21 protein-coding genes are annotated in these 22,795 nt (G+C 60.5%); 19 read left to right on the top strand and 2 right to left on the bottom strand.

Translation table 11 applies throughout. The annotated features are described in order from the left end of the window. Positions 1–29: 29 nt before the first annotated feature. From ONB52_12045 to ONB52_12065, 5 genes are all read left to right on the top strand, one after another. Positions 30–1,538, top strand: coding sequence for an NADH-quinone oxidoreductase subunit N (locus ONB52_12045; GenBank protein MDZ7416871.1), 1,509 nt, complete (start codon positions 30–32; stop codon positions 1,536–1,538). A gap of 376 nt (positions 1,539–1,914) precedes the next feature. Continuing rightward, the gene (locus ONB52_12050) at positions 1,915–3,396 is read left to right on the top strand and encodes a M14 family zinc carboxypeptidase (protein ID MDZ7416872.1); all 1,482 of its coding nucleotides are present in this window, start codon (positions 1,915–1,917) and stop codon (positions 3,394–3,396) included. A gap of 110 nt (positions 3,397–3,506) precedes the next feature. Then, on the top strand, positions 3,507–4,052 hold the full coding sequence (locus tag ONB52_12055; protein MDZ7416873.1) for a peptidylprolyl isomerase: 546 nt from the start codon (positions 3,507–3,509) through the stop codon (positions 4,050–4,052). Positions 4,053–4,154: 102 nt separating this feature from the next. After that, on the top strand, positions 4,155–4,688 hold the full coding sequence (locus ONB52_12060) for a hypothetical protein (GenBank protein ID MDZ7416874.1): 534 nt from the start codon (positions 4,155–4,157) through the stop codon (positions 4,686–4,688). Positions 4,689–4,721: 33 nt separating this feature from the next. After that, positions 4,722–4,967 (top strand): hypothetical protein, encoded by a 246-nt coding sequence (locus tag ONB52_12065; protein MDZ7416875.1) that lies wholly within the window; start codon positions 4,722–4,724, stop codon positions 4,965–4,967. Positions 4,968–5,160: 193 nt separating this feature from the next. Here ONB52_12065 and ONB52_12070 read toward each other — a convergent pair whose 3' ends face one another. Then, complete coding sequence (locus ONB52_12070; protein ID MDZ7416876.1) at positions 5,161–5,334, bottom strand: hypothetical protein; 174 nt, start codon at positions 5,332–5,334, stop codon at positions 5,161–5,163. 453 nt (positions 5,335–5,787) lie between these two features. Between ONB52_12070 and ONB52_12075 the strand changes: the two genes are divergently transcribed. The 3 genes from ONB52_12075 to ONB52_12085 all read left to right on the top strand — a co-directional run bounded on the left by ONB52_12075 (position 5,788) and on the right by ONB52_12085 (position 9,017). Beyond that, entirely contained in the window at positions 5,788–6,891 is a 1,104-nt protein-coding gene (locus ONB52_12075) for an ABC transporter permease (protein ID MDZ7416877.1), read from the top strand. Between the two features lie 185 nt (positions 6,892–7,076). Next, positions 7,077–7,871, top strand: a complete 795-nt coding sequence (locus tag ONB52_12080) for an alpha/beta hydrolase (GenBank protein ID MDZ7416878.1) — start codon at positions 7,077–7,079, stop codon at positions 7,869–7,871. A 534-nt stretch (positions 7,872–8,405) separates the two neighbouring features. After that, positions 8,406–9,017 (top strand): nucleoside monophosphate kinase, encoded by a 612-nt coding sequence (locus ONB52_12085; GenBank protein ID MDZ7416879.1) that lies wholly within the window; start codon positions 8,406–8,408, stop codon positions 9,015–9,017. Between the two features lie 51 nt (positions 9,018–9,068). On the opposite strand, the gene ONB52_12090 is transcribed toward ONB52_12085, so the two are convergent. Further along, positions 9,069–9,518, bottom strand: coding sequence for an NUDIX hydrolase (locus ONB52_12090; protein MDZ7416880.1), 450 nt, complete (start codon positions 9,516–9,518; stop codon positions 9,069–9,071). Between the two features lie 487 nt (positions 9,519–10,005). Here ONB52_12090 and ONB52_12095 point away from each other — a divergent pair, with 487 nt between their 5' ends. From ONB52_12095 to ONB52_12145, 11 genes are all read left to right on the top strand, one after another. Beyond that, complete coding sequence (locus ONB52_12095; GenBank protein MDZ7416881.1) at positions 10,006–10,992, top strand: M23 family metallopeptidase; 987 nt, start codon at positions 10,006–10,008, stop codon at positions 10,990–10,992. Between the two features lie 295 nt (positions 10,993–11,287). Then, positions 11,288–11,926 carry a CoA pyrophosphatase gene (locus tag ONB52_12100; GenBank protein MDZ7416882.1) on the top strand — a complete coding sequence of 213 codons (639 nt, stop codon included), beginning with the start codon at positions 11,288–11,290 and terminating at the stop codon, positions 11,924–11,926. Positions 11,927–11,998: 72 nt separating this feature from the next. Further along, positions 11,999–12,562, top strand: coding sequence for a GNAT family N-acetyltransferase (locus ONB52_12105; protein MDZ7416883.1), 564 nt, complete (start codon positions 11,999–12,001; stop codon positions 12,560–12,562). Positions 12,563–12,661: 99 nt separating this feature from the next. Next, complete coding sequence (locus ONB52_12110; GenBank protein ID MDZ7416884.1) at positions 12,662–14,320, top strand: Ig-like domain-containing protein; 1,659 nt, start codon at positions 12,662–12,664, stop codon at positions 14,318–14,320. Between the two features lie 76 nt (positions 14,321–14,396). Beyond that, positions 14,397–15,713, top strand: coding sequence for an MFS transporter (locus ONB52_12115; GenBank protein MDZ7416885.1), 1,317 nt, complete (start codon positions 14,397–14,399; stop codon positions 15,711–15,713). Between the two features lie 31 nt (positions 15,714–15,744). Next, entirely contained in the window at positions 15,745–16,752 is a 1,008-nt protein-coding gene (locus ONB52_12120) for an alpha/beta hydrolase (protein ID MDZ7416886.1), read from the top strand. Between the two features lie 66 nt (positions 16,753–16,818). Then, positions 16,819–18,999, top strand: coding sequence for a DPP IV N-terminal domain-containing protein (locus tag ONB52_12125; protein ID MDZ7416887.1), 2,181 nt, complete (start codon positions 16,819–16,821; stop codon positions 18,997–18,999). 476 nt (positions 19,000–19,475) lie between these two features. Continuing rightward, a complete protein-coding gene (locus ONB52_12130) occupies positions 19,476–20,033 on the top strand; it encodes a DUF151 domain-containing protein (GenBank protein MDZ7416888.1) in 558 nt (185 codons plus the stop codon). A gap of 64 nt (positions 20,034–20,097) precedes the next feature. Next, the gene (locus ONB52_12135; protein ID MDZ7416889.1) at positions 20,098–20,436 is read left to right on the top strand and encodes an ATP-dependent Clp protease adaptor ClpS; all 339 of its coding nucleotides are present in this window, start codon (positions 20,098–20,100) and stop codon (positions 20,434–20,436) included. Then, the gene (locus tag ONB52_12140; protein MDZ7416890.1) at positions 20,427–21,332 is read left to right on the top strand and encodes a GNAT family N-acetyltransferase; all 906 of its coding nucleotides are present in this window, start codon (positions 20,427–20,429) and stop codon (positions 21,330–21,332) included. The genes ONB52_12135 and ONB52_12140 overlap by 10 nt, the downstream gene beginning before the upstream one ends. Before the next feature lie 131 nt (positions 21,333–21,463). After that, complete coding sequence (locus ONB52_12145) at positions 21,464–22,759, top strand: DUF1343 domain-containing protein (GenBank protein MDZ7416891.1); 1,296 nt, start codon at positions 21,464–21,466, stop codon at positions 22,757–22,759. The last annotated feature ends 36 nt before the right edge of the window (positions 22,760–22,795 follow it).

Raw genomic sequence — 22,795 nt, forward strand, 5'->3', positions numbered from 1 at the left:
GCCACCCAAACGAAAATAGGTTGCTCGATATGTCAGATTTCGTCGTGCGTTTGCAGGACAACCTCGCCAGCCTCGGTCATTTCCTGCCGGAGTTCGTGCTGATCGGCCTGCTGCTGGCTCTGATGGTTGTCGACATGTTTCTCAAGCGGGAACACACGCCCTGGCTGGGCCTGCTCACCCTCGCCGGCGGCCTGTTGTGCCTGCTCGTCCTGCTGCTGCAGCGCGATGACCCCGGCCGCGGCCTGTTCAACAACATGCTGGCGGTAGACCGCTTTGCCACGTTCTTCAAACTGATTTTTCTCGGCAGCATGATCATGACCGTGCTGCTTTCCTACTCCTCGCTGGAGCTGGCCGGCCGCAGCGTGGGCGAGTATTTCATTCTGATGACCGCCACCACGCTGGGCATGTTTTGGATGGCCTCCGCCACCAATCTGCTTACCATCTTCATTGCCATCGAAACCGTGAGCCTGAGCTCCTTCGCGCTGGCGACCTATTTGAAAACGGTCAAGCGCTCCAGCGAGGCCGGTCTGAAATATACCATCTATGGCGCGTTTTCCTCCGGATTGATGCTCTACGGTTTTTCGCTGATCTACGGCCTGACCGGCTCGCTCAACATCTATGAAATTTCTCACCAGCTCGCCACCAACCCACCCAATCCCCTCACTCTATTCGTCGCCTTTCTGCTGATTCTCGCGGGCTTCGGCTATAAAATTGCCTCGGTGCCATTTCACTTCTGGGCACCGGATGTCTATGAAGGCGCGCCCACCCCGATTACCGCCTTTCTCAGCGTGGGACCCAAGGCCGCGGGGTTTGCGTTGTTGATCCGCTTTGTCACTGTCGGTCTCTCCACCTCCGGCGCCGAGGGCTGGTCCGCGATTGCCGGTCTGAACTGGCAGCAGCTTCTGGCGGTGATCTCCGCCGCCACCATGACGCTCGGCAATCTTGTCGCCATCGTGCAAAACAACCTCAAGCGCCTGCTGGCCTACTCCAGCATTGCACATGCCGGCTACGCCCTGATGGGGGTGGTGTTGCTCACTCAAAGCGGGATCAATGCCACGCTGTTTTACCTGGTGGCCTATTATTTGATGAATCTCGGTGCGTTCCTGGTGGTGATTATTGTGCAGGAGTTGATCGGCAGTGAACGGCTGCAAGACTATCGCGGGCTGGGTTATCGCGCACCGGTGGTCGCGGCGTGCATGACCGTGTTCCTGTTCTCGCTCACCGGCCTGCCGGTCACCATCGGCTTCATCGGCAAATTCTATTTGCTGGCCGCAGTGCTGCAGGGCGATTCACAATTCTACTGGCTGGCAGTCGTCGCGATCATCAACACCGTCATCTCGCTGTATTACTATGCGCGCATTTTCAAGGCCATGTATTTGGAGGCACCGGCCGTCGCGGTGACAGAACGCCTGGCGGTTTCGTGGCCGGCGATTGCGCTGCTGGCGATTCTGGCCGTGCCGACGTTTGTGCTGGGCATTGCATTTGGGCCGCTTTACGAGCTCACCAAAGCTTCGGTGAAATTTTTCGCGGGCATTTGAGCCGGAGGGGAGAGATTGCCGGCGCGCGCACGGCATGCCGCCTCAAGATTCTCCCGCGCGCTTTCTGCCTGGCCGTGGCAGCGCGACCCGGCCGTCACCGGGACGGAGAGCGGAACACAAACGGGGGAGAGTGATTGCGGCAGCAGGTGCCGGTACGACCTGCCAAACCTCGGCAAAAGCCGTGTCGATTCATAAATTTTAACTTGCTTGCCTACCTTCGTTTCTTTAAGTTCGCCACACTTTTTTTATCCGCTTCAGAAGACAGCCGCGGTGCGCTGCTTTCTTCATGCTGTGCCGCCGCGCTGGTGCGAATTGCCGGCGGGTGAGCCGTTTGCAGACGTCACGCCGCTGTAATCCGCGAACTCGAGGAAACTTCATGCCTGGCATGCGTAAAGGACTTGCCCTTTTCCCCCTCCGCCGCCTTCCTCCCTCCCGTATCATGCTGTCGCTGGCATTTTATTCGGCACTGCTGGGCTTGTGGCTCATGCACGGTGGCCGGCGTGTTGCCCACGCTCCCGCGGCCGGCACGACTGATGCCGCCCGCGCCGGCGCGGTCTTGTCCAGCCTGCCACACTGGTCGTGGGGGCAGCGTTTCACCGGTACGCAAGCGGCCGCCACTTCGCGGCAGCAGCACAGCACGGCACCGCAAAAAAAGCAACCCAATCTCGTGGTGCCGGCGGGCTATCCCACGCTCGCAGAGCTGCAGGCGCGCTTTCAAGAATTGGTGCAGCGGTATCCGCAGCTCGCGCACCTCGACACCATCGGCCGCAGCAGCACCGGGCGGCATCCGATTCTCGCCATTCGACTGACAGCGCCGCGGCCGGGCATGAGTGACAAGCCCGCGTTTTTGATCAGTGCGCTGCATCATGCGCGCGAGCCGCTCGGAGTTTTCATTTGCCATGCTCTGATGAACCGGCTGCTGAGCAACTACGGCAGCAGCACCCGCCACACCCGCCTGCTGGACAGTCTGGAAATCTGGCTGGTGCCGATCGTCAATCCCGACGGCTATGAATATCTCATGACGAGCCGGCGCGAATATCCCTGGTGGCGCAAGAACCTGCGTGACAACAATGGCGACGGTTCCTTCGATCCGCTGAGCGACGGGGTTGACTTGAATCGGAATTATGGCTACAATTGGAGCGAAGGCGGTGAGGATGAGCCCGGCAGTTGGTTTTACCGCGGGCCCGAGCCGTTTTCCGAACCCGAGATCCGGGCGCTGCGGCAGCTCGCGCTGCACAAGCGCTTCGTCATGGGGATCTCCTATCACAGCTATGGCGAAGCGATTCTCTATCCCTGGGGCAACTATACGCCGCCACCGGATCAGCAACTGATTCTCGACATCGCGGAGAAATGCGCGGCACGCATCGAGCGGTTTTCCGGCCCGGGCTGCTACAGCATCCTGCCGCTGAACGGCCGCGCCGGCCAAAGTTCGGTGTGGATGTATGGCGCACTCGGCACGGTCGATTTCATTATCGAAACCGGCGAGGAGTATTTTCCCTCGCTCGCCGACGCTGATCGCATTGTCGAGCAAAACCTGCCCGGGGCCTTTTATCTGCTGGAACGGGCCCTGGGCGCCGGCATTTGCGGCCGGGTGGTGGATGATGAAACCGGCGAACCTGTGCCGGCTCGCATCCATGTCGCGGGTCTGGAAGCAGACCATGTGCAGCCGCGCCAGGCCAACGGCCGGGAGGGCTGGTTTCAACGCTTGTTGTTGCCCGGCACCTATGCCATTGAAGTCCGTGTGCCGGACTATGAGCCGGCGCGCTTTTTCAACGTGCTCGTCCGCGACCAGCACATGACTTCGTTGCATGTAGGATTGAAACGCATGAACGGCCGGACGTCCGGCAACAGTCACTAAACCGCGCACCAGGACAGGATCCCCCATTTGTCGCCGGGCATCCCTTGACGCGCGGACACAGACGCAATCGTGTTGTGAGGGCGGCTGAGCCGAAACCGGAGGAAGGACACATGAAGCAGTTTGTCAGCGGTTTATTGGTTGGCATGGTCATCAGCCTGGCTGCCATTGTTCTGGCCCAGGAGGGTTTCTTCAAGGGCAAGGTGGTGTTTGTCAAAGTGGCGCAGGAGAATTTGCGCAAGGCGCCGGGCGGGGAGGTGCTGGGATCGCTCAACCGTGGCGCACCCATGCAAATCCTGGCAGTGGAAGACAAATGGCTGCAGGTGGTGACTGCCGGCTACATTTGGAAAGAGTCGGTGACCGGCGATGAACGCCTCAGCCGCGGCGAACAGCCCTATCGTGCCGCCATGATCCTGGTGAAAACCGAGGCGGAGGCACTCGATCTGCTCAAACAAATTCAGGCCGGTGCGGATTTCCAAAAGCTGGCTGCGGCAAAGTCGATTGGCCCCAATGCCGCGCGCGGCGGCGATCTGGGCGATGCCTTCAAGGGCGAATTCACACCGGCATTTGAACAGGCGATTCTCGCGCTCAAAGTGGGCGAGGTCAGCCAGCCCATCAAAACCGATCAGGGCTACTGCCTGTTCAAACGCTTGAAGTAGAAGCAGCGTCGCGATCAACCCTGGCCCGGCCAGGGTTTTCTGTTTTGGTTGGAAGCACCCGGAAGCGCTGCGCCTTATCTTTTCATGCGAAAGGCAAAAACCGTGTTCACTCTCCCCGCGCGCCGCGTGCTGATCACGCTGCTGCTCTTTTTGCCACTGGTGTTGTATGACGTGCTGTTCGGCGGCGCGATCGCGGCATTGCTGCAAACCACCGGCTGGCAGGGTGTGGCACAGCGCATCAACAACGTGTACCAGCTCAGCTACGGCGTGCTGGTCGCTGCGGTTTTAGTGCTCGCCGCCTGGCGCTTCCACTGCCCGCGTGAAGCGCTGGCCGTCCTGGTGCTGTATGCCGGCATGGTGGAAGACACGCTGTTCTATCTGCTGATCAAACCGCTCAATCCGGTGATCTCGCTGCTCACGCTCGGCGCCGGGTACCGTGCGCCGGAGAGGATTCTACCGGAGGGCACGGCGAGCTGGCCGGGCTGGGTGGGCCGGATGTTCCTGGAAGCCTCCTGGTGGCTGTCACCTGCTCGGGTGTTTGTACTCAACCTGGTGGCTGTGCTGCTCGCCGCGGCGATTCTGGCGGGCAGGACGAAAGTGCGGCTGTCCAACAGTGAGAAGAAAAGTGCGTGCTGAAACAATACGAAAACGCCAAACGGGTATTGCTTTGTGTTCTTCCTGAATTTTGCATGCCGGCTTGCTGTTGCCTGGAAGAAATGGCATATTCACAAAGCGCCGACAGTTATTCCGTTCGAAGTCAAGCAAGACTTTTTACGAATGTCGCGCGGTCCTGATTTCGAAATGCGCCCGTTTGCCGAAGGCGTCACCGCTTCTCTCTCACGAAATGGCTTTTTCCGCGGGATTTCTTGCGTTCGTGGGCCGGTGTTTGTGTTCGATCCTGACACGGAGGGTTGAATCACTGTTGTGCAGCCTGAATTTTATATGCCGGCTTGCTGTTGCCCGGAAGAAATGGCTTGTGTGAAGTGCAGCCCTACTGGAGTCAACAGCTCGTTTGCCTGCAAAATTTTTTATGCACCGCCCCTTGGATTGTTGGGCATCGCGATCAAAGCGGCGTTTCTCGCGGAGGGGATCAATCTGGGTGCAAAATTCAGGTTCTTGGCGGCTCAAAAAAGCAGCCAGGATGAAAATGAACTTTCGCAACAGCGCCTTCAGGCACCGGCCCGGAAGGGTCTGCCACAAAAATATTTTCGTGGCATTTGCGGAGAAACCGCCGCCTTTCTTCCCCGCGAAAATACACCCCCACGAAAAAGCTTTTTTCCATGCGGCTTCCCTTTCATGGGCGAAGCCTTTTCCCGAAAGAGTTTTTCCGTGGGACGCCATTTTCGTGGGAGAGTTTTGGGAGTTTGCTCCCAACGCCCCTCCCCTGCTGTGCCGGCGGGGGGAAGCGGTTTGCTCCCCCGCGTAATACTTCTGTTACGTGTGGAAACTCAGCGCAGAGCACTCTTGTCTGCCGGCAGGCGGGAGGTCTGCGCGGTAGTTTTGTCGTAGTGCAGCAGCGGAAATACCCGGCTCGCTTGCCCGGCCCTGTCAGCATGAGGGGCAAGGCCGCGTGCAGGCTTGACTTTGTCCCGGCGAGCCGCGATCTTGACAGTGATACCGGCAGACAAAAGAATGCAGTGCCGCGGAGCCACCAGATGCGGGTGCAACGCGAGCCATCACTTTTGCCGTTATATCGCCGGGGGTTTTGCCGGCGACAACCCACGACCAGGCTGCCATGCAACGCATTCTGTATCTGATTCAAAAAGAGTTTCGCCAGATCTTTCGCGATCGCGCCATGCTGTTCATCATGTTCCTGGCGCCGCTGGTGCAGATGCTGGTCATCGGCTCGGCCATCACCGTCGATGTCAAGAACGTCCGGATCATTATTTATGATGCCGACAACAGCACCATCAGCCGGGAGTTGTGCCGCCGCTTCGCCAACAACCCCTTTTTCAAGCTGGTCGGCTATGTCGATGAGCCTGCGGGCATCCGCCATGCCCTGGACAACTGGCAGGCGCAAATGGGCCTTGCCATCCCCTCCGGCTTTGCGCGCGACCTTGAGCGCGGCTGGCGGCCGACGGTGCCGATCATGGTCGACGGCCTGGATGGCAACTCAGCCGGCATTGCCCTGGGCTACGCGCAGGGCATCCTGTCCTCCTTCACGCCCGAGCCGCGTGTTGCGGCCCTTCCCGCCGCGCCGGTGCTTGCCGAAACGCGCATGTGGTACAACCTCAATCTCGAAAGCAAGCATTACATGATTCCCGGCCTGATCGGCCTGCTCGTCACCGTGGTGACCATGTTTTTGACCTCGATGGGGCTGGTGCGCGAGAAGGAAATCGGCACGCTGGAACAATTGATGGTGACGCCCATCCGGCCGGCGGAATTGATCATCGGCAAAGTGATGCCGTTTTTGATCATTGGTTTTGTCGAGATCAACGTGATGCTGGGCACGGCTTTTCTTTATTTCAAGCTGCAACTGGCCGGCAGCTATCCGCTGCTGCTGGGCGTCTCGCTGGTTTATTTCATGACCAGCCTGGGGCTGGGCATGTTCATCTCGACACTGGCGGAGACACAGCAGCAGGCCATGTTCATTTCCTGGTTCTTCATGATCTTTCTGCTGCTGATGTCGGGTTTTTTGACGCCCATCGCCAACATGCCGCCGGCCTGGCAGCAGGCCACCTACCTCAATCCCATGCGCTATTACGTCAATCTCCTGCGCGAGATTTTTCTGAAAGCGACGCCGCTGGCCTTCCTGTGGAATGAGATTATCCCGCTGGCTGTCATCGGCGTGCTGATTCTCACTGCCAGCGCTCTAAAGTTCAAAAAGCGCGTGCGGTGAGGTCGTGCGCATGACAAAACGGGTGCCCACGACGCGCACCGGTTTCAGGCCCATGCGCGGCATTTTTTCCGGACCGATTCCCCACCGCCTGCCCGCGGTGAACGCCCTGTGAACTCTCCGACAGGGCGCGGTATGTCTCGAGTGCTTTTCCGAATTGACATGAAAAATCACCACGGGAGTGTCCCATGAAAGCAAAAGTAAATGGCGTGACCTTGGCATATGATGACCACGGCAAAGGCCTGCCGGTGGTTTTGCTGCACGGCTTTCCGCTGAATCGCAAGATTTGGGAGCCGCAGGTGCAGGCGCTGGCGCCATACTGCCGCGTCATCACGCCCGATTTGCGCGGCCATGGCGAAAGCGAGGCGCCGGCGGGCATCTACACCATGGCCACCATGGCTGCCGATGTTGCCGCATTGTTGCAATTCCTGCAATGCGGGCCGGCAGTGATCGCCGGCCATTCCATGGGGGGTTATATTCTGCTGACGCTCTACCGGCATCATCCGCAGGTGGTGAAGGGACTGGTGCTGGTGAGCACGCGCGCGGTGGCTGATGCCCCGCAGGGCCGCGTCAATCGCCAAGCCATGGCACGGCGCGCCGAGGAGGAGCAGAGCAGCCGCGTGGCAGTCGAGACGATGCTGCCCAACATGATGGCGCCGGCTTCGCTTGCCATACGGCCCAATCTGCGCCACGAACTGGAAGCCATGATGGCAGCCACTTCCGTCAACGGCATTATCGGCGCGCAACGCGGCATGGCAGAGCGGCCGGACAGCAGCGACCTCCTGCCGCGTATTTCCGTTCCCACTTTGATCATCGCCGGCACCGCCGATGCCCTCATTCCTTTCGCCGAATCGCAGCGCATGGCGCAGATGATCCCCGGCGCCGAGCTGCACCTTCTGGCAGATGCCGGTCATCTCCCCAGTCTGGAAAAGCCGGAGGAATTCACCGCCGTGCTGCAAGCCTGGTTGCAGAAAATTCAATAGCCGTTGCTTTTCCCCCGGCAGGCAGCCGTTTGCGGTTGTTCTCCAGCAATGCAGAGTCCGGCGTGTTGCGTGCAACGCTGCAAACTTGTGCTGAAATGACAAGACCCGTTTTTGCGCAGTCGCGTCGGCATTGGCATGACGGTGATGCTTTTGCATTTTCATTCTTTCTGCGACTTCGTGTTTGGCCGGTCGACCATTCCGCGGGCTGCAGTCCGGGGAAATACCGGGCGGGAGCAGGCGGCTATGCAGCAGCGATTGGCAGGCAAACCGCGGGGGAGGGTTGACGCATACTTCCCAACGTGGGCAGGCCACAACCAAAAAGAAAATTTCCGGCGCAGAGAAGAACCCAACTGTTAAAATTGCGGCGGCAGGGCGCGAGCTTTGAAAAAGCGATCCCCCCGCAATGGCATTTTTCCTCTTTTTTGCTTGCCCCGCAGCAGGGCCGGCCGCTGTGTCCGCGAGGCAGATGTGGCCGGTCTGCTTTTGCGCGGCATCATGGCGGCCGCGAATCTCCACCACCACGCGAGGATGCCCATGAAAATCTCCCTGCTGTACAACACCGTTTTGCTGTTTGGCCCGCCCGGCTCCGGCAAGGGCACCTGGGGTAAAATACTGGGCATGATGCCGGGTTTCTATCATCTCTCCACCGGTGAAATGTTTCGGCGCATGGATATTGAAAGTGAACTTGGCCAACGGGTGATGGCGTACATGCGCCAGGGCGACCTGGTGCCCGACCAGATCGTTTTCAATCTGTGGACCCAGCACATGCAGAATGCCGCCCTCATCGGCACATTCAAACCCCAGAAGGACATTTTGGTTCTGGATGGTTTCCCCCGCACGCAGTCGCAAGCTGAAACGCTGAAAACGGTGGCGCACATCAAGGCGATCGTGCTGCTGCATTGTGCGGATCCCGAAATTCTGGTGGCGCGGCTGCATCGCCGTGCCGTGCAGGAGAACCGCACAGACGATGCCAGTGAGCCGATCATTCGCCGCCGGCTGGTGGTTTTCGAGCGTGAAATGAACCGCACCCTGGCTGTCTTTCCCAACGATCTCATCGACAGCGTGGAGGTGTCGCAGCCGCCGGTGCGCATCCTGGCGGCGCTAGGCGCCATCCTGGCGCGGCGGCTGGCGCCCGAGGAAAGCTGATCATGCCGCCGCAGGTTGGCGTGAACGCCGGCTGACTGTGCGAGGCACCTGTCACGATTCCAGAACCTTGCGGTAGTCAAACGCGAGCTGATCGCGCACCTGGGCCAGCTCGACCCACTCGCAACGGCCTTCGCGGGAGGAACGCAAATTCCCGCTGGCCACCCGGCCTTCGAACACCACGTCCAGGGTGCGCACCCAGGTGCCGGGCCGCCGGCCGGAGAGAATGCCGACCACGCGCATGTTCTCCAGACGCAAGCCGGTTTCCTCCTCGACTTCGCGATGTGCCGCTTCCTCCGCCGTTTCGTGCAATTTGAGATGGCCACCCGGCAGGCCGTAGCCCTTGCCATCCCGCCGCATGATCAGGAGGATTTTGTTGCCGTCCCGCACCACCACGGCCACACTGGCAAAGGGAGGCAACTGTCCGGCGGTCAGGACATACAACACGCGCTGCAGGAGCGCCAACAACAGCCGCAAACCCAGGTAGTAAAATTTCACTGTCATCTCCGCACCGCTTGACATGGCATGAGCTTTTGGTCGGCTGCTGCGCCGGCCGTCAGGGCAGAATACGTCATAATAACGCCGAAAAACGCGCCACATTCAAGACGATTCTGCAATATCCGCCACACTCGCGGCCGGAAGACGGGGGCGGCCCCGGTTTGCAACCGTGGGAGCACGGCAACTGTGCAGGGCAGCGGGCATTGCTACCGGCGGCGGTGTGGCGCACCAAATTTCGCGCAGGGGTTCCGTATTCCCGCCGAGCGCGGGTATAGTGTATGTTAGTTGCAGGAAAGGTCTGTGCCTGCGACAAGACATTGCCAGCGCGAACCGGCAAACATCGGTCGTGGACGGGAACTTTGCCCCACCGAAACAAGGATGAACCTGCCGCGGCTTTCGGTCAGGACGGCATGGCAACTGGTGATGCGGCGCGGAAAGGGAACGATCCCCTGTATCAGAGCCTCACGCTTGATGGTGAAGGGAGTAAACCTCCGTGGACAAGAAAAGAATCCGTCTGGTGCTCTTTTCCACATGGGGGAGCGACTACAAACAGGTTGAGTTCAGCCTGTCCACGTTCGCGAGTCTGCTGGCCGGCGGTGTGTTCGTTCTGTTGCTTCTGGGAGCGGGCCTGCTCTACGGTTCCAAACTCGCCTTTCATAGCCTGTACATCAAGCTGCAGGAACGCCAGCAGGCGCGGTTGATCGAACGCTTTGCAGAATGGCACAATCGCGTCGAAGACCTGGCGCATCGTTACGACAAGACGCTGGGCAGCACGCATTCGCTGGCCTTGACAATGCAGGCGCCGGCGGATGACGACAGCACCGCCTGGCTCGATGGCAGAGGCGGCGCCTTCGTGGATGAAGACGACAACATTCTGCCGCGCCTCACCGGCGGCAAAAGCGAGCCGGAGGCCAATCCGGAGGGGGACGAGCCGGAGGTGCGCGAGGAAGTCGATCTCAACAGTCTCAATCCTTCGGAATTGATCGACTATCTGGAATCACGCCTGAGTGACACGCGCGAGGCGCATCAGATCATTTTTGAGAAATTTGAAGAACGCCGCAAGCAGCTCGAGCATATTCCCTCGATCAAGCCGATTTTCAACGGCCGGGTGACGGACTTTTTCGGCAAGCGGATCGATCCTTTCGTCCGCCGCATTCGGCACCATCGCGGCCTGGATATCGCTGCACCGCACGGCACACCGGTCTATTCGCCGGCTTCGGGCACGGTGGAGTTCGTCAAAACGCGCTATGTGCCCCGTCGCGGTTATGGCCGGGTCGTCATCATCAATCACGGCTATGGCATGAAAACCCTTTATGGCCATCTCTCCAAAGTCAATGTCAGTATTGGCCAGCGGATCGAGCGCTGGGACGTGATCGGCATGGTTGGCGAAACCGGCCGCGCCACCGGCCCGCATCTGCATTACGAAGTCTGGCTGGATGGCAAGGCCCGCGATCCGGAAGAGTTCATCATCAATGAATGACCAGCGCGGCTTGCTGCTGCCGCCGCGCCATCAAAAGCGATACCCTCTGTGCCACGCAGGCGATGACATTTCCTTCATCGCCTGTTCTTTTTTCCACCCGAAAAAAAACTTGAGTCTCTGGGCGAAATTTGCTAGGTTGCATGTGCTGCCGGCCGCGGTGCCTTCTGCCGCAGCACCGACGCAGGCAAACGCGCGCAACGTCCTTGCGGCGGGGTCGGTCGGCCCCCGTGTGCTGTGCTTGCCGTTGCGGCGCACGAGCACCGGCCGGGCGCATCGTCAACCATTTCGATCCCTCATGAATCTTCCGCTGCATGAACTCCGCCGCGCGTTGCAAACTGTGCCACCGCGCCGCCGCGAACCGGTGCCGGGCTTGCAGCATTCGGCGGTGCTCGCCATTTTGTTCGAGGCGGACGTCAGCGGGCGGCGCGAGACGCAGGCGGTTTTCATCATGAAAACGAGTGACGGCTCCCGGCATGGCGGCCAAATTGCCTTTCCCGGCGGCCGGCTCGAACCACACGACCGCTCGCTTTTGGCAACCGCGTTGCGTGAGACGCATGAAGAAATCGGGGTGGCGCCGGCCGAGCTGGAGGTGTTGGGCACTCTGGGTCACTTCAGCACCATGACCACCGGCTTTGATGTCGCGGTTTATGTGGCGCGGCCGCTCACCCCCCTGCGCTATGCGCCGCAACATCATGAAGTCGCCGCCATCTTCGAGGTTCCCATGCGCCTGTTGTTCGAACAGTTCGATCCCGGCCTGGAAATTCGCTCGCGCGAGGACTTTTTGAAGCTGCATTACCACGTGGCAGTGGCACCACATCTCAAATTTCACCATGACAACTGGCCGCAGGCCCGGCGAACGATTTGCATTTGGGGTTTCACCGCGCGCGTGTTGCATCACTTCATGGGGTTGATCAGGAGAGAATTGCGGGTTTGAGCGCCGCGCCCTCCGGCCCGGCGTGTCAAACAGCGCGCATTATGCCCGTCACGCAAAATTCTCAGGCCAACCATGAACGCTGCTTCACCCAAAACCTTGCTGCCGGTGACCATCACCTATCTCGAAATGCTTGCGCCGCCTGCGCGCCCGGCGCCGCCGCCCCGCCCGGAGGCCACCATCATGCACGCGCAGCATCCCACCGTCTCCTTTTATCGCTACCTTTACAACACGGTTGGGGCGGCGTGGAACTGGATCGACCGCCGCAAACTTTCCGATGCCGCGCTTGCCGCGATCATCCAGCATCCACAGGTCGAGGTGCATGTGCTTTATGTGGCAGGCGTGCCCGCCGGTTATGCCGAGCTGGATTTCCGCCGCCTGCCGGAGGTCGAGCTGGCCTATTTTGGTCTGCTGCCGGAATTTCTGGGCCGCGGATGGGGGTCTTATCTGCTCGATGCCAGCCTGCGGCGCGCGTGGCAGCGCCAGCCGGTGCGCGTGTGGCTGCATACCTGCACGCTCGATCATCCGCAGGCCCTCGCCTTCTACCAAAAAGCCGGTTTCGTGCCCTTTCGCCGGGAAACCACGATGGTGGAGAAACTGGCGGGCGAAAGTGGTGACGATGCGAATTTTACACTTTGAGGGCGGGAAGTTTTTTACTTTATTGAGCCGGATGATGTGGGCCGCGGCAAGCCGTGGGATTGCAAAGATGTGTGATCGCCAAACCAGCGGAGGAATGCCATGTCCAGTCTTCACTCATACGGCTGTCACCCCGGGCGCCGCTCGCTTGCGGTGCTGCTCTTTGCCATGCTCTGGCCGGTGCTCGCTTTCTCCCAGAATCATTTTCAGTACCGCGATCAAACCGAAGACAACTATGTCATCGTCGTGCAAAGCGCCACGATCAACGGTGAGGCGTTGGCGGTCGGCGATGAGATCGGGGTGTTCACGCCCGCTGGCATTTGTGTCGGCGCGACGGTGGTGGCCGGGCCATCCAATCAAACCCTGACGGCCTGGGAGGATGACAGCTTCACGCCGGAAGTCGACGGCTATCGCAACGGCGAAGCCATGTCGTTTCGGGTGTGGAAGGCCACCAGCGAAATCGAAGTCCCGATGCCGGCCGCCTATTTGCTCGGGGACGGCACCTTTGGCAATGGCGCGTATGCACTGGTGGTATTGAGCCGGGAGTTCAACTTCCCGCCGCGTCTGCGTCTCGCTGCCGGATACCGCTTCGCGGAAGACACCAATTTCGAGTTGTCTCTTGATGAGGTGGTGACGGATGAAAATGATCCGGACAACAATCTGACGTGGAATCTGCAGGCAGGCCCCAACCTCACCGTGACGCTTTTGCCCGGCAATCTCGCCCGCTTTTCACCGCCCACCGACTGGTCCGGCACGGAGCAGGTCACATTTGTGGTTTCTGATCCCCGGGCGGCAAGCGACACGGCACACGTTCTGCTCGAAGTCTTCCCCGTCAATGATTTGCCGCAACTGCAACTGCCGGCAGTCCTCACCATCAATGAAGATGATACCACCCAGGTGCTCAACCTCGATGACTATGTTTCCGACGTGGAGAGCGCGGACGCGCAAATAAGCTGGCAGGTCCGGGATGACGTCCACCTCAAAACCTCCTACAATGCGGCGCAGCGCCGCTTGCGGCTGCGGCCAGTGCCGGATTTCTTCGGCACCGGTCATCTGCGCCTGACCGCCATCGACGCCGACAGCGGTACGACAGAAGGGATCTTGAACGTCACAGTCGCCCCCGTGCCCGATGCGCCCACCCCGGCCATCCTGCTCGCACCCACACGGGGCAGCCGGGTGGACACGCTCAACGTCAGACTGCTGTGGCGTGCCTCGCGTGACGCCGATGGCGATGCCATCACCTATGTCGCGGTCTACGGCACCTCGCGCACCCTCACCACCCAGGCGTTTCGCTCACCCTCCCTGTCGGACACCAGCTTCACCATCACCGCCGGCTCGCTGAAGCGCAACAATCTCTACTACTGGCGCGTGGAAACAACCTCGGCGGACACCACGGTGTTCAGCGCGATCGACAGTTTCTCCACCGCCACCACCGCGATCGAGGAAAAGAATGAGCTGCCGCGCGTTTTCAGTCTGGAGCAAAATTATCCCAATCCCTTTTCCGTGAACGGCAGCGGCATAGCCAGCCAAACCAGCATCCGCCTGCACCTGCCGCAAACCGCGCAGATTGTGCTGACGATCTACAACACCATCGGCCAGAAAATTCGCACGCTGGTGCAGGGTGAGCTGGCTGCCGGACGGCACGAAGTTTTTTGGGACGGCCGGGATCAGGCCGGGCGGCTGGTGGGCAGCGGCATCTACTGGTTGCGGCTGGAGTCCGAAAAATTCCGCGCCACCAGGAAAATGCTGGTGGTGCCATGAACATTTTGATACCGGAATCGTCCTCGAGTGTGACCTGTTTTTTTCCGGCACCCGAGCACGATGCCCGGCATACTTCATGATCACACCGCAGAACAGCAGGCGCGCGCCTGCTCTCACCACGGCCCCGGCCGCTGCAGATGGCCCTCCGCCTCCGGCCGGCCAGCCCGGCGCCGCCCGCGGCGTGATCATCGCGCTTCTGCTCCTGCTCTTTCTCGGCCTGCTTGATGTCCAAATTCTCTCCCCGATTTTGCCGGGGCTGGCAGTGAGTTTTCAGACCACGATTGCCGCCATGGGCATCGCGGTCACGGTTTATGCGGCAGCGGCCTCGGCTTGCGCGCTGGTCATCGGGCCGCTCAGCGATTATTTTGGCCGTTTGCCCTTCCTGCGCTGGGCCGCGCTGCTTTTCACCCTGGCCGCCGCAGGCGCCTGGCTGGCGCCCGCTTTTCCATTTTACCTGGCCGCGCGTCTGCTTGCCGGCCTGGCTGGCGGTGTAATTTCCGCAGCCGTCATCGCCCAAATGGCCGACTCTTTTCCCTACGAATCCCGTGGCCGCGCGATGGGCTGGATTGGTGCAATGTATTTTGCCGCGGCGGTGGTCGGTGTGCCCGCAGGCGCCCTGCTCGCCGGCAGTTGGGGATGGCGCGCGCTTTATCTCGTCCTGGCAGGCGCTGCCGGCGCTTTAACGGTCTGCCTGTTCGCGCTGCGGGCAATAAAAACCCCGCGCGCACAGGCTGCGACTGCACAGGCGGAGGGGGCCAATGATTGGCGACTGCTGCCGGTGGTGACCGGCCAGATCAGAGCCTATTCCCACTACTGGCGCGCGCCCCGCACACGTCAGGGGCTGTTGCTCGCCCTGGCTGTGTCAGCCACCACTTCCCTGCTGCTGACTTATCTCGGCGTGTGGCTCAGCGCCCGCTTTGGGATGTCCACCGCCGAAATTGGTCTGGTGTTTCTGCTGACGGGTCTGGCTGCCACGATCACCGCCTTGACGGGCGGGTGGTGGGCCGACCGCTTTGGCAAACGCCGTGTCATCATTCTCAGCAGCGCCATGCTGGTGGTGGTATTGCCGCTGCTCGCCCATGTCACCACACTGGTGCAGCTTTATCTGCTCTGTGCCGCGGGTGGCATGCTGCTGGCTGTGCGTGAGGGTCCCTTCCAGGCCTTGTCGACCGAGGTGGTGCCGGTGCAGGAGCGCGGCGCTTTCCTGGCGCTGCGCAACTTCACTTCGCAGCTCGCGATTGCCGCGAGTGCCGCGGCGGGGGGGGTGCTGTATCAGGCCTTTGGCTTCCGCGCCATTTGCTTTGCGGCGGCGGGCAGCAGTGCCCTGGCATTGATCGCGGCGGCGCGCCTCTCGCTGCGCGCACAATCGCATACCGGCTGGAAACGTGCGTGACAGGGAAAAAGCTGATCAACAGCTCGGAATCATGCCGACATCTGCCTCCTCCCCCACTAAACTCGGTTCGCGCTGGCGGCGCGGGTTGCGGCGCACATTGATCGCACTGGGTCTCCTCGTGCTGGTGTCGGTTTTCCTGGTGATCCCTTACACTTTGTCGTGGCTGCTCACCCATGCCAAATCCCGGCCGTTGAAATACGAGGTGGTGGCCACTCCCCAAGATTACGGCGTCGCGTATCAAACCGTGAAATTTCACGCCAGTGACGGCACGCCGCTGTCCGCCTGGTGGCTGCCGGCGGATTCTTCGCCGGTGGTGATCATCTATTGTCACGGCTTGTTTCGCTCGAAACTGGAAATGGTGGAACGCGCCAGCGCCTTCAGGCGACACGGGTATGCCGGACTGGTGCTGGACTTCCGGCGGCACGGCGACAGCGGCGGCGCATTGTCGAGCCTGGGCTACTTGGAGCGCCTGGACGTGTTGGGTGCGGTGCATTTCATTCGCGACAGTTTGCGGCTTGCGCAACCGATCGTCACCTTTGCCGTGTCGATGGGAACCGCGGCCGCCATGCTGGCCGCCGCCGAGTCCCCGGAAATCACCGGCCTGATTCTCGACAGCAGCTTTTTGTCGTTCGACAATACCATCGCCCATCATGCACGGTTGTTTTTCGGCTTGCCCCGCTTTCCGATTGCCGATGCCGTGATTCTGTTTACCCGCTGGCGGATTGGCTTCCGCAGCGAGGCCTTCGACATGCGCCAGGCACTCCGGCAGATCGGCGACCGGCCGCTGCTGTTTGTTGCCGGCAGCGCGGATGACCGCATGCCTCTGCCGGTGCAGCAGCAGCTCTACGCCGGCGCGCCGAGCCGGCACAAGAAGCTGGTCATCGTGCCTGGCGCACGCCACGGTGCGGCTTATCGCACAAACCCGGATTTGTATCAACGGGAAGTCATGGAATTCCTGCAGGTCATTGTTCAGGATGACAAGCTGCTGTCCGCGCCGGCAGCTTCCTCCCCTCCACCGGCGGGCAACGCACCGCGGTAACAGCGGGGTGGTGTAAAAGTTGAAATGTTTTTTGTCCTGTACCTCAGAATGAAGGAGGCTCATGTGTTGCACGCGAAGCGAAGCGTCGTCTGGCCGGTGATCATCCTGGCTGTTGGTCTGTTGCCGGCCGTCAGTCCAGCACAAAAACAACTCACGGTGGAAACCATTTTCGGCAGTCGCGAGCTGGCGGGCACCCTGCCCAGCGCCGTGCAATGGACGCCGGATGGCAGGGCCTTCACCCATCTGCGGCGCGGCGAAGATGGCACGCTCAACCTCTGGCGCTATAGCGCCGCCAGCAAACAAAAAAGCCTCTTGCTCGATTCCAAAAAAGTGAGTGTGCTGGCGGAAGAGAGGCACGAGAAGCGCTTCGTGCTGGGCAATTACTTCTGGTCGCCGGACGGGAAGAGCCTCCTGCTGCCTTCGAACAATGATCTCTACCTTTACGACCTGGCGTCAGGCAGCACCCGGCGGCTCACCACCGACGAGGCAGAGGAGCGTGATCCGCAATTCTCGCCGGACAGCCGGCAGATAGCCTATCTCAAAAATCACAACCTGATGGTGCAGGATCTGGCCAGCGGCAGCGTGCGGCAGCTCACCACCGCGGGGGAGGAGCACATTCTCGTGGGCCGCTTCGACTGGGTCTATGAAGAAGAGTTCAGTATTCGCACCGGTTTTTTCTGGTCGCCGGACAGCCGTCATCTCGCCTACTACCAGCTCGACGAGCGCGAGGTCAACGTCTTCCCGCTGGTCGATTTCATTCCGGTGCACAACGTCGATGAACCGATGCGTTATCCCAAAGCGGGTGACCGGAATTCGCTGGTCAAAATCGGCGTGGTGGCGGCGGATGGCAGCAACGGCGGGACACGCTGGATCGACCTGGGCGCGGAAACGGACATCTACATCCCGCGCATCAAATGGCTGCCAGGCGGCAGGGAACTGGCGGTGTTGCGCCTGAATCGCCGGCAAAATCATCTGGAATTTTTGATTGCCGACATTGCGACCGGCAACACCCGGCTTTTGTTCGAAGAGAAGGAGGACAATGGCTGGATCGATATTCATGATGACTGGCAGTTTCTGGCCGGCGGCAGGCAATTGCTGTGGCTGTCGTGGCGCGACGGCTGGCCGCATTTTTATCTGTATGACATGAACGGCCGCGTGGTGCGCCAACTGACGCGCGGGGCATGGGGCGTCACCAAGCTTGAAGGCGTGGATGAAAAGAACAAGATGGTCTATTTCAGCGCCACGGAAAAGAGCCATCTGGAGTCCCATCTCTACCGCATCAAATGGGACGGCACCGGCCTGCAGCGACTTACCACTCGTGAGGGCTGGCATGTCATCAATCTGTCGCCCACGGCAGGCTACTATCTTGACCATTTTTCCAATGTCAACACGCCCACGCAGGTGCTGCTGCACAAAAGCGACGGCAGCCTGGTCGAGGTGATCGAAGCCAATGAGATTCCGGCACGGCGGGACTATCGCTTCTCGCCGGTCGAGTTCGGCACGCTCACCACTGCCTCCAACGTCACGCTGCATTACTGGATGATCAAGCCGCCGGATTTCGATCCCTCCCGCAAATATCCGGTGCTCATGTACGTCTATGGCGGCCCGGGCGCACAGACCGTGGTGAATCGCTGGGGCGGCAGCCGCGGCTACTGGCATCAAATGATGGCACAACTGGGCTACCTGGTGGTCTCGGTCGATAATCGCGGTACCGGCGGCCGCGGCAAGCACTTTATGATGCAAACCTACAAAAATCTCGGCGAGCTGGAGACCACCGATCAGATCGAAGCGGCCCGGTATTTGGCGCAACAGCCCTACGTCGATGCCAGCCGCATCGGCATTTGGGGCTGGAGCTATGGCGGCTACATGTCGGCCTTTTGCCTGCTGAAAGGCAACGAAGTGTTCAAGGCGGCGGTGAGCGTGGCTCCGGTCACCGACTGGCGCAACTACGACACGATCTACACCGAGCGTTACATGCTCACCCCGGCGCAGAATCCCGAAGGCTATGAACGCAGCGCGCCGCTAAAATATGCCGGCAATCTCACGGGCAAGTTGCTGCTGGTGCACGGCGCCAATGATGACAACGTTCATCTCGCCAATACCCTGCAACTGGCGATGGCCCTGCAGGACGCGCGCAAGCCGTTCGAGCTCATGATCTATCCGCGCAAAGATCACGGCATCAGCGGCCGCGACACCCAGGTGCATCTCTACAACCTGATGACGGAGTTTCTGCGCAGGAATCTCTGAACGGGTGATCCGTGACTTCAGCCAGTACAGTCACGCCTCATTTCTTTCTGCCCGACCACCGTGGAAATTCGGCCACGCCACAGCGGCCTCCAAAGATTGGTCTGCCTGACATGACGGGGGAGGACACATGCCAAGCGGGCTGGGCATGGACGCGCGGTCGCCCCGGGTGCGGCAGGGCAAGCCGCTGCAACCGGGTGCGGTCGCGTACCGGGCCGTGGCGGGCAGGAGGCGGTGGGACAAAGATGGGGGCAGGGCACGGTGGCCGACGGTGTTGCGCTCCGGTTTTGGCCGCTGCCGGCGCATTTCGCCGTTTTTTTGCGGCCAACCCCGCCGTTATTTCGCTTGACAGTTTTCGTTTATTTTTCTATTATTGCGCCGTCGCTGGCACGACGCAGTACTGCCCGCAGCGCAGTTGTTCTTCGCTCTTCATGTCACCGTTGTAACACTTTCCTGCACGGCTCAAAAGGTTCAGTCGCATGTTGATATCCGTTCGAGTTGACCGCGTGACGCTGGATACGACCGCCAATCGATTTGTCGTCATTCTCAAAGATGACGTGCACAGCCGTTGGCTGCCGATCGTGGTCGGCTCCTCGGAAGCCCAGGCGATTGCCCTGCAAATGGAAAACATCATTCCGCCGCGCCCGCTGACGCACGACCTGATGAAAAGCCTGCTGGATTCCATCGAGGCGCGCGTGTCGCGGGTGGTTATCAATGATCTGCGCGAAAACACCTACTACGCCATCATCGGCGTCAAACTCAACGGCCAGCACGTGGAGGTGGATGCCCGGCCCAGCGATGCCATCGCCCTGGCCCTGCGCACCCAGGCTCCCATCTTCGTCTCCGATGAAGTGATGAAAAAAGCCTCGGTCTCCGACACGGACACCGAGCGCGTCGAAGAACAGCGGCCGATGGATCGCATGGAACGGTTGACCGAAGATCTGCAAAAAGCGATCGAGGATGAACGCTATGAAGACGCCGCCCGCCTGCGCGACGAAATCAATGCCCTCAAAAAGGAACGCCGCAGCGAGCGGTAACGTCCGATTCTTCCCACAACCAGGAGCGTAGTTCCGCAACGCGGAATTATGCTTTTTTCTTTTTATGGAAGTCATCAGCCCGACACGCAAACACCAACAACATGCGCAGGCACACCCCCGGCTCATCCCCCGCTATCATGTCATTCTGCTGGATGATGACGAACACACCTATGACTACGTCATCGAAATGCTGATGCAGCTTTTCCATTACAGCCGGGAGCAGGCCTTCCTGCTGGCATGCGAAGTCGATGCCGCCGGCCGTGTGATTGTTGACACCACCACCCTCGAGCGCGCCGAGCTCAAGCGCGATCAAATTCACGCCTATGGCGCCGACTGGCGCATTCCCCACTGCAAAGGCTCCATGAGCGCCTGCATTGAACCCTGTGAGAACGAATGTCCATGAACCTCCGGCCGCTGCACGAGTCTGACCTGGAAGCCGCGCTCGCCCTGTGGAACCGCAGCGCCCAGTTCGACCAGATGACACCCGAGTTGCTCGATGAAAAAATTTCCGCGGACCCGGACTATGACCCGAACCTGGTGTTGCTGGCCGAGCAGGACCACCGGCCGGTCGGCCTGATCATGGGCGTAAAGCGCCAGGCAGGCAGGGAGGCTACGGGCTTCATCAAGCTGCTGGCGGTCGACCCCGGCATGCGGCGGCGGGGGGTGGGCCGGGCGATGTTGCAGGTCATTGAACAACAACTGCGTGCCGCCGGAGTGCAGACTATTCGCGTGTTCGACAGCAATCCCAACTATCTTGTCCCCGGCATCGACCCGCGCTACACCGAAACCCTGGTCTTCTTCGAGCGCCAGGGCTATGAGCGCTTCGGCGACACGGCCAACATGGAAGTCGATTTGACCGCCCGCAGCTTCGATACCAAAGCCGAGGAGGAACGGTTGTGCGCCGACGGCTTCGAAATCCGCCGGGCGCTGATGGCCGATTGGGACGATGTCATGGCGCTGCTCTCCCGGCACTGGCCCGCGTGGATTCCCGAAGTGGAACGCGCGCTTTCCAACTATCCCATCAGCCTGCATCTCGCGCTGCATCAAAAGAAAGTCGCCGCCTTTTCCGCCCATGACGGCAACAACCAAAACACCGGCTGGTTCGGCCCGATGGGCACCGACCCGGATTATCGCGGCAGAAACCTGGGTGGCGTGCTGTTGCGGCGCTGCCTCGCCGATATCAAGGCGCAGGGGCATCGCCGCGCCATCATCCCATGGGTGGGGCCTTATGCTTTTTACCTGCACCATGCCGGTGCCAAGATCACCCGCGTGTTCTGGCGCTACCGCAAGAAATTCTAAAACACAATCCCCCGCAAGCATCACACCACCGGGCGGACACCGCCGGTGCAGGCACGTCCCGTGAGGCCGGGCCGGCGTCGCAGGCGTGCAGCACGCTGTTCGCCCGCACCACCTTCATCCCTGGAACTGACATGCACCGCCATCCGCGCTTTGGCCCGTTGCAGTCGAAACTTCTGCCACTTCTCCTGCCCCTGCTTCTGCAGGCCCAGGTCAAACCGGGCATCGAAGTCTTGTTGACCGAACAGCTCGACCTGATCAGGGGCAAACGGGTGGGCTTGATCACCAACCCCACCGGGGTGACTTCACAACTCGTTTCGACCATCGATGCACTGAACGCACAACCGGGGGTGACGCTTGTCGCCCTGTTCGGGCCGGAACACGGCGTGCGCGGCGACATCTTCGCGGGTGAATATGTCGCCGACACCATCGACACCCGCACCGGTGTGCCGGTCTATTCGCTCTACGGCAAAAACCGCGCGCCAACCCCGGAGATGCTCAGAAATGTCGATGTGCTCATTTACGACATTCAGGACATCGGCTCGCGCGCCTACACCTACATCTACACCATGGCGCTCGCCATGCAGGCCGCAGCCAGGCAGGGCATTCCGTTCCTCGTGCTCGACCGCCCCAACCCGCTCGGCGGGGAACTGATCGAAGGCCCGGTTTTGGATGAAAATTTCAAATCCTTCATCGGCCTTTATCCGATTCCCTACATCTACGGCCTGACGGTTGGCGAGCTGGCGCAGTATTTCAATCAGGAGTTTCACTTCGGCACGCAACTCACGGTGGTGCCGATGCGCGGCTGGCGGCGGTACATGACCTTCGCAGAAACCGGGCTGCCCTGGGTGCCAACCTCGCCGCATGTGCCGCATGCACAAACAGTGTATCACATCGCCGCCACCGGCTGCATGGGGGAGTTGTCCGCCGTGAATGAAGGGGTCGGCTACACCCTGCCCTTCGAAGTGATTGGTCACACCTGGATCGACGGCTACAAACTGGCGGCTGCGTTGAACGCCGAGAAGCTGCCGGGCGTGCTCTTTCGGCCGTTGCATTACCGCCCCTATTATTTCGGCCATAAAGACCTGCCGCTCTCCGGTGTGCAGCTCCACATTGTGGCACCGCAAATCTTCCGGCCGATGCTGACCCAGCTCTACCTCCTGGCCACCCTGCACAAGCTGTATCCCGAGCAGAACCTCTTCAATCCCGCGCGCGTGAAAAGTTTCGATCAAGCCATGGGCACCGACTCGGTGCGGCTGCGCCTGCTGCGTGGTGATTCGCCCGCCACGATTTATCTCTCCTGGGAACCGGCGCTCAAGGAATATCGCGCCAGGCGCGCACGCTATTTGTTGTATGATGCCGTGCCGGCGGAAAACAGCGGCAAAGCCGCACCGCAAAACCGGGGCAGAGGACAGAGAAACAAACGCTGACCTCCCCGCTCGGCAACGCGACAAAAAGCGAAACCC

The organism is candidate division KSB1 bacterium (assembly GCA_034506255.1).
Taxonomy (GTDB): domain Bacteria; phylum Zhuqueibacterota; class Zhuqueibacteria; order Zhuqueibacterales; family Zhuqueibacteraceae; genus Coneutiohabitans; species Coneutiohabitans thermophilus.

Coding starts and splice junctions, on each gene's coding strand:
- ONB52_12045 (MDZ7416871.1), top strand. CDS start 30: ATGTCAGATTTCGTCGTGCGTTTGCAGGACAACCTCGCCAGCCTCGGT.
- ONB52_12050 (MDZ7416872.1), top strand. CDS start 1,915: ATGCCTGGCATGCGTAAAGGACTTGCCCTTTTCCCCCTCCGCCGCCTT.
- ONB52_12055 (MDZ7416873.1), top strand. CDS start 3,507: ATGAAGCAGTTTGTCAGCGGTTTATTGGTTGGCATGGTCATCAGCCTG.
- ONB52_12070 (MDZ7416876.1), bottom strand. CDS start 5,334: ATGGAAAAAAGCTTTTTCGTGGGGGTGTATTTTCGCGGGGAAGAAAGG.
- ONB52_12075 (MDZ7416877.1), top strand. CDS start 5,788: ATGCAACGCATTCTGTATCTGATTCAAAAAGAGTTTCGCCAGATCTTT.
- ONB52_12080 (MDZ7416878.1), top strand. CDS start 7,077: ATGAAAGCAAAAGTAAATGGCGTGACCTTGGCATATGATGACCACGGC.
- ONB52_12085 (MDZ7416879.1), top strand. CDS start 8,406: ATGAAAATCTCCCTGCTGTACAACACCGTTTTGCTGTTTGGCCCGCCC.
- ONB52_12090 (MDZ7416880.1), bottom strand. CDS start 9,518: ATGACAGTGAAATTTTACTACCTGGGTTTGCGGCTGTTGTTGGCGCTC.
- ONB52_12100 (MDZ7416882.1), top strand. CDS start 11,288: ATGAATCTTCCGCTGCATGAACTCCGCCGCGCGTTGCAAACTGTGCCA.
- ONB52_12105 (MDZ7416883.1), top strand. CDS start 11,999: ATGAACGCTGCTTCACCCAAAACCTTGCTGCCGGTGACCATCACCTAT.
- ONB52_12110 (MDZ7416884.1), top strand. CDS start 12,662: ATGTCCAGTCTTCACTCATACGGCTGTCACCCCGGGCGCCGCTCGCTT.
- ONB52_12115 (MDZ7416885.1), top strand. CDS start 14,397: ATGATCACACCGCAGAACAGCAGGCGCGCGCCTGCTCTCACCACGGCC.
- ONB52_12120 (MDZ7416886.1), top strand. CDS start 15,745: ATGCCGACATCTGCCTCCTCCCCCACTAAACTCGGTTCGCGCTGGCGG.
- ONB52_12130 (MDZ7416888.1), top strand. CDS start 19,476: ATGTTGATATCCGTTCGAGTTGACCGCGTGACGCTGGATACGACCGCC.
- ONB52_12135 (MDZ7416889.1), top strand. CDS start 20,098: ATGGAAGTCATCAGCCCGACACGCAAACACCAACAACATGCGCAGGCA.
- ONB52_12140 (MDZ7416890.1), top strand. CDS start 20,427: ATGTCCATGAACCTCCGGCCGCTGCACGAGTCTGACCTGGAAGCCGCG.
- ONB52_12145 (MDZ7416891.1), top strand. CDS start 21,464: ATGCACCGCCATCCGCGCTTTGGCCCGTTGCAGTCGAAACTTCTGCCA.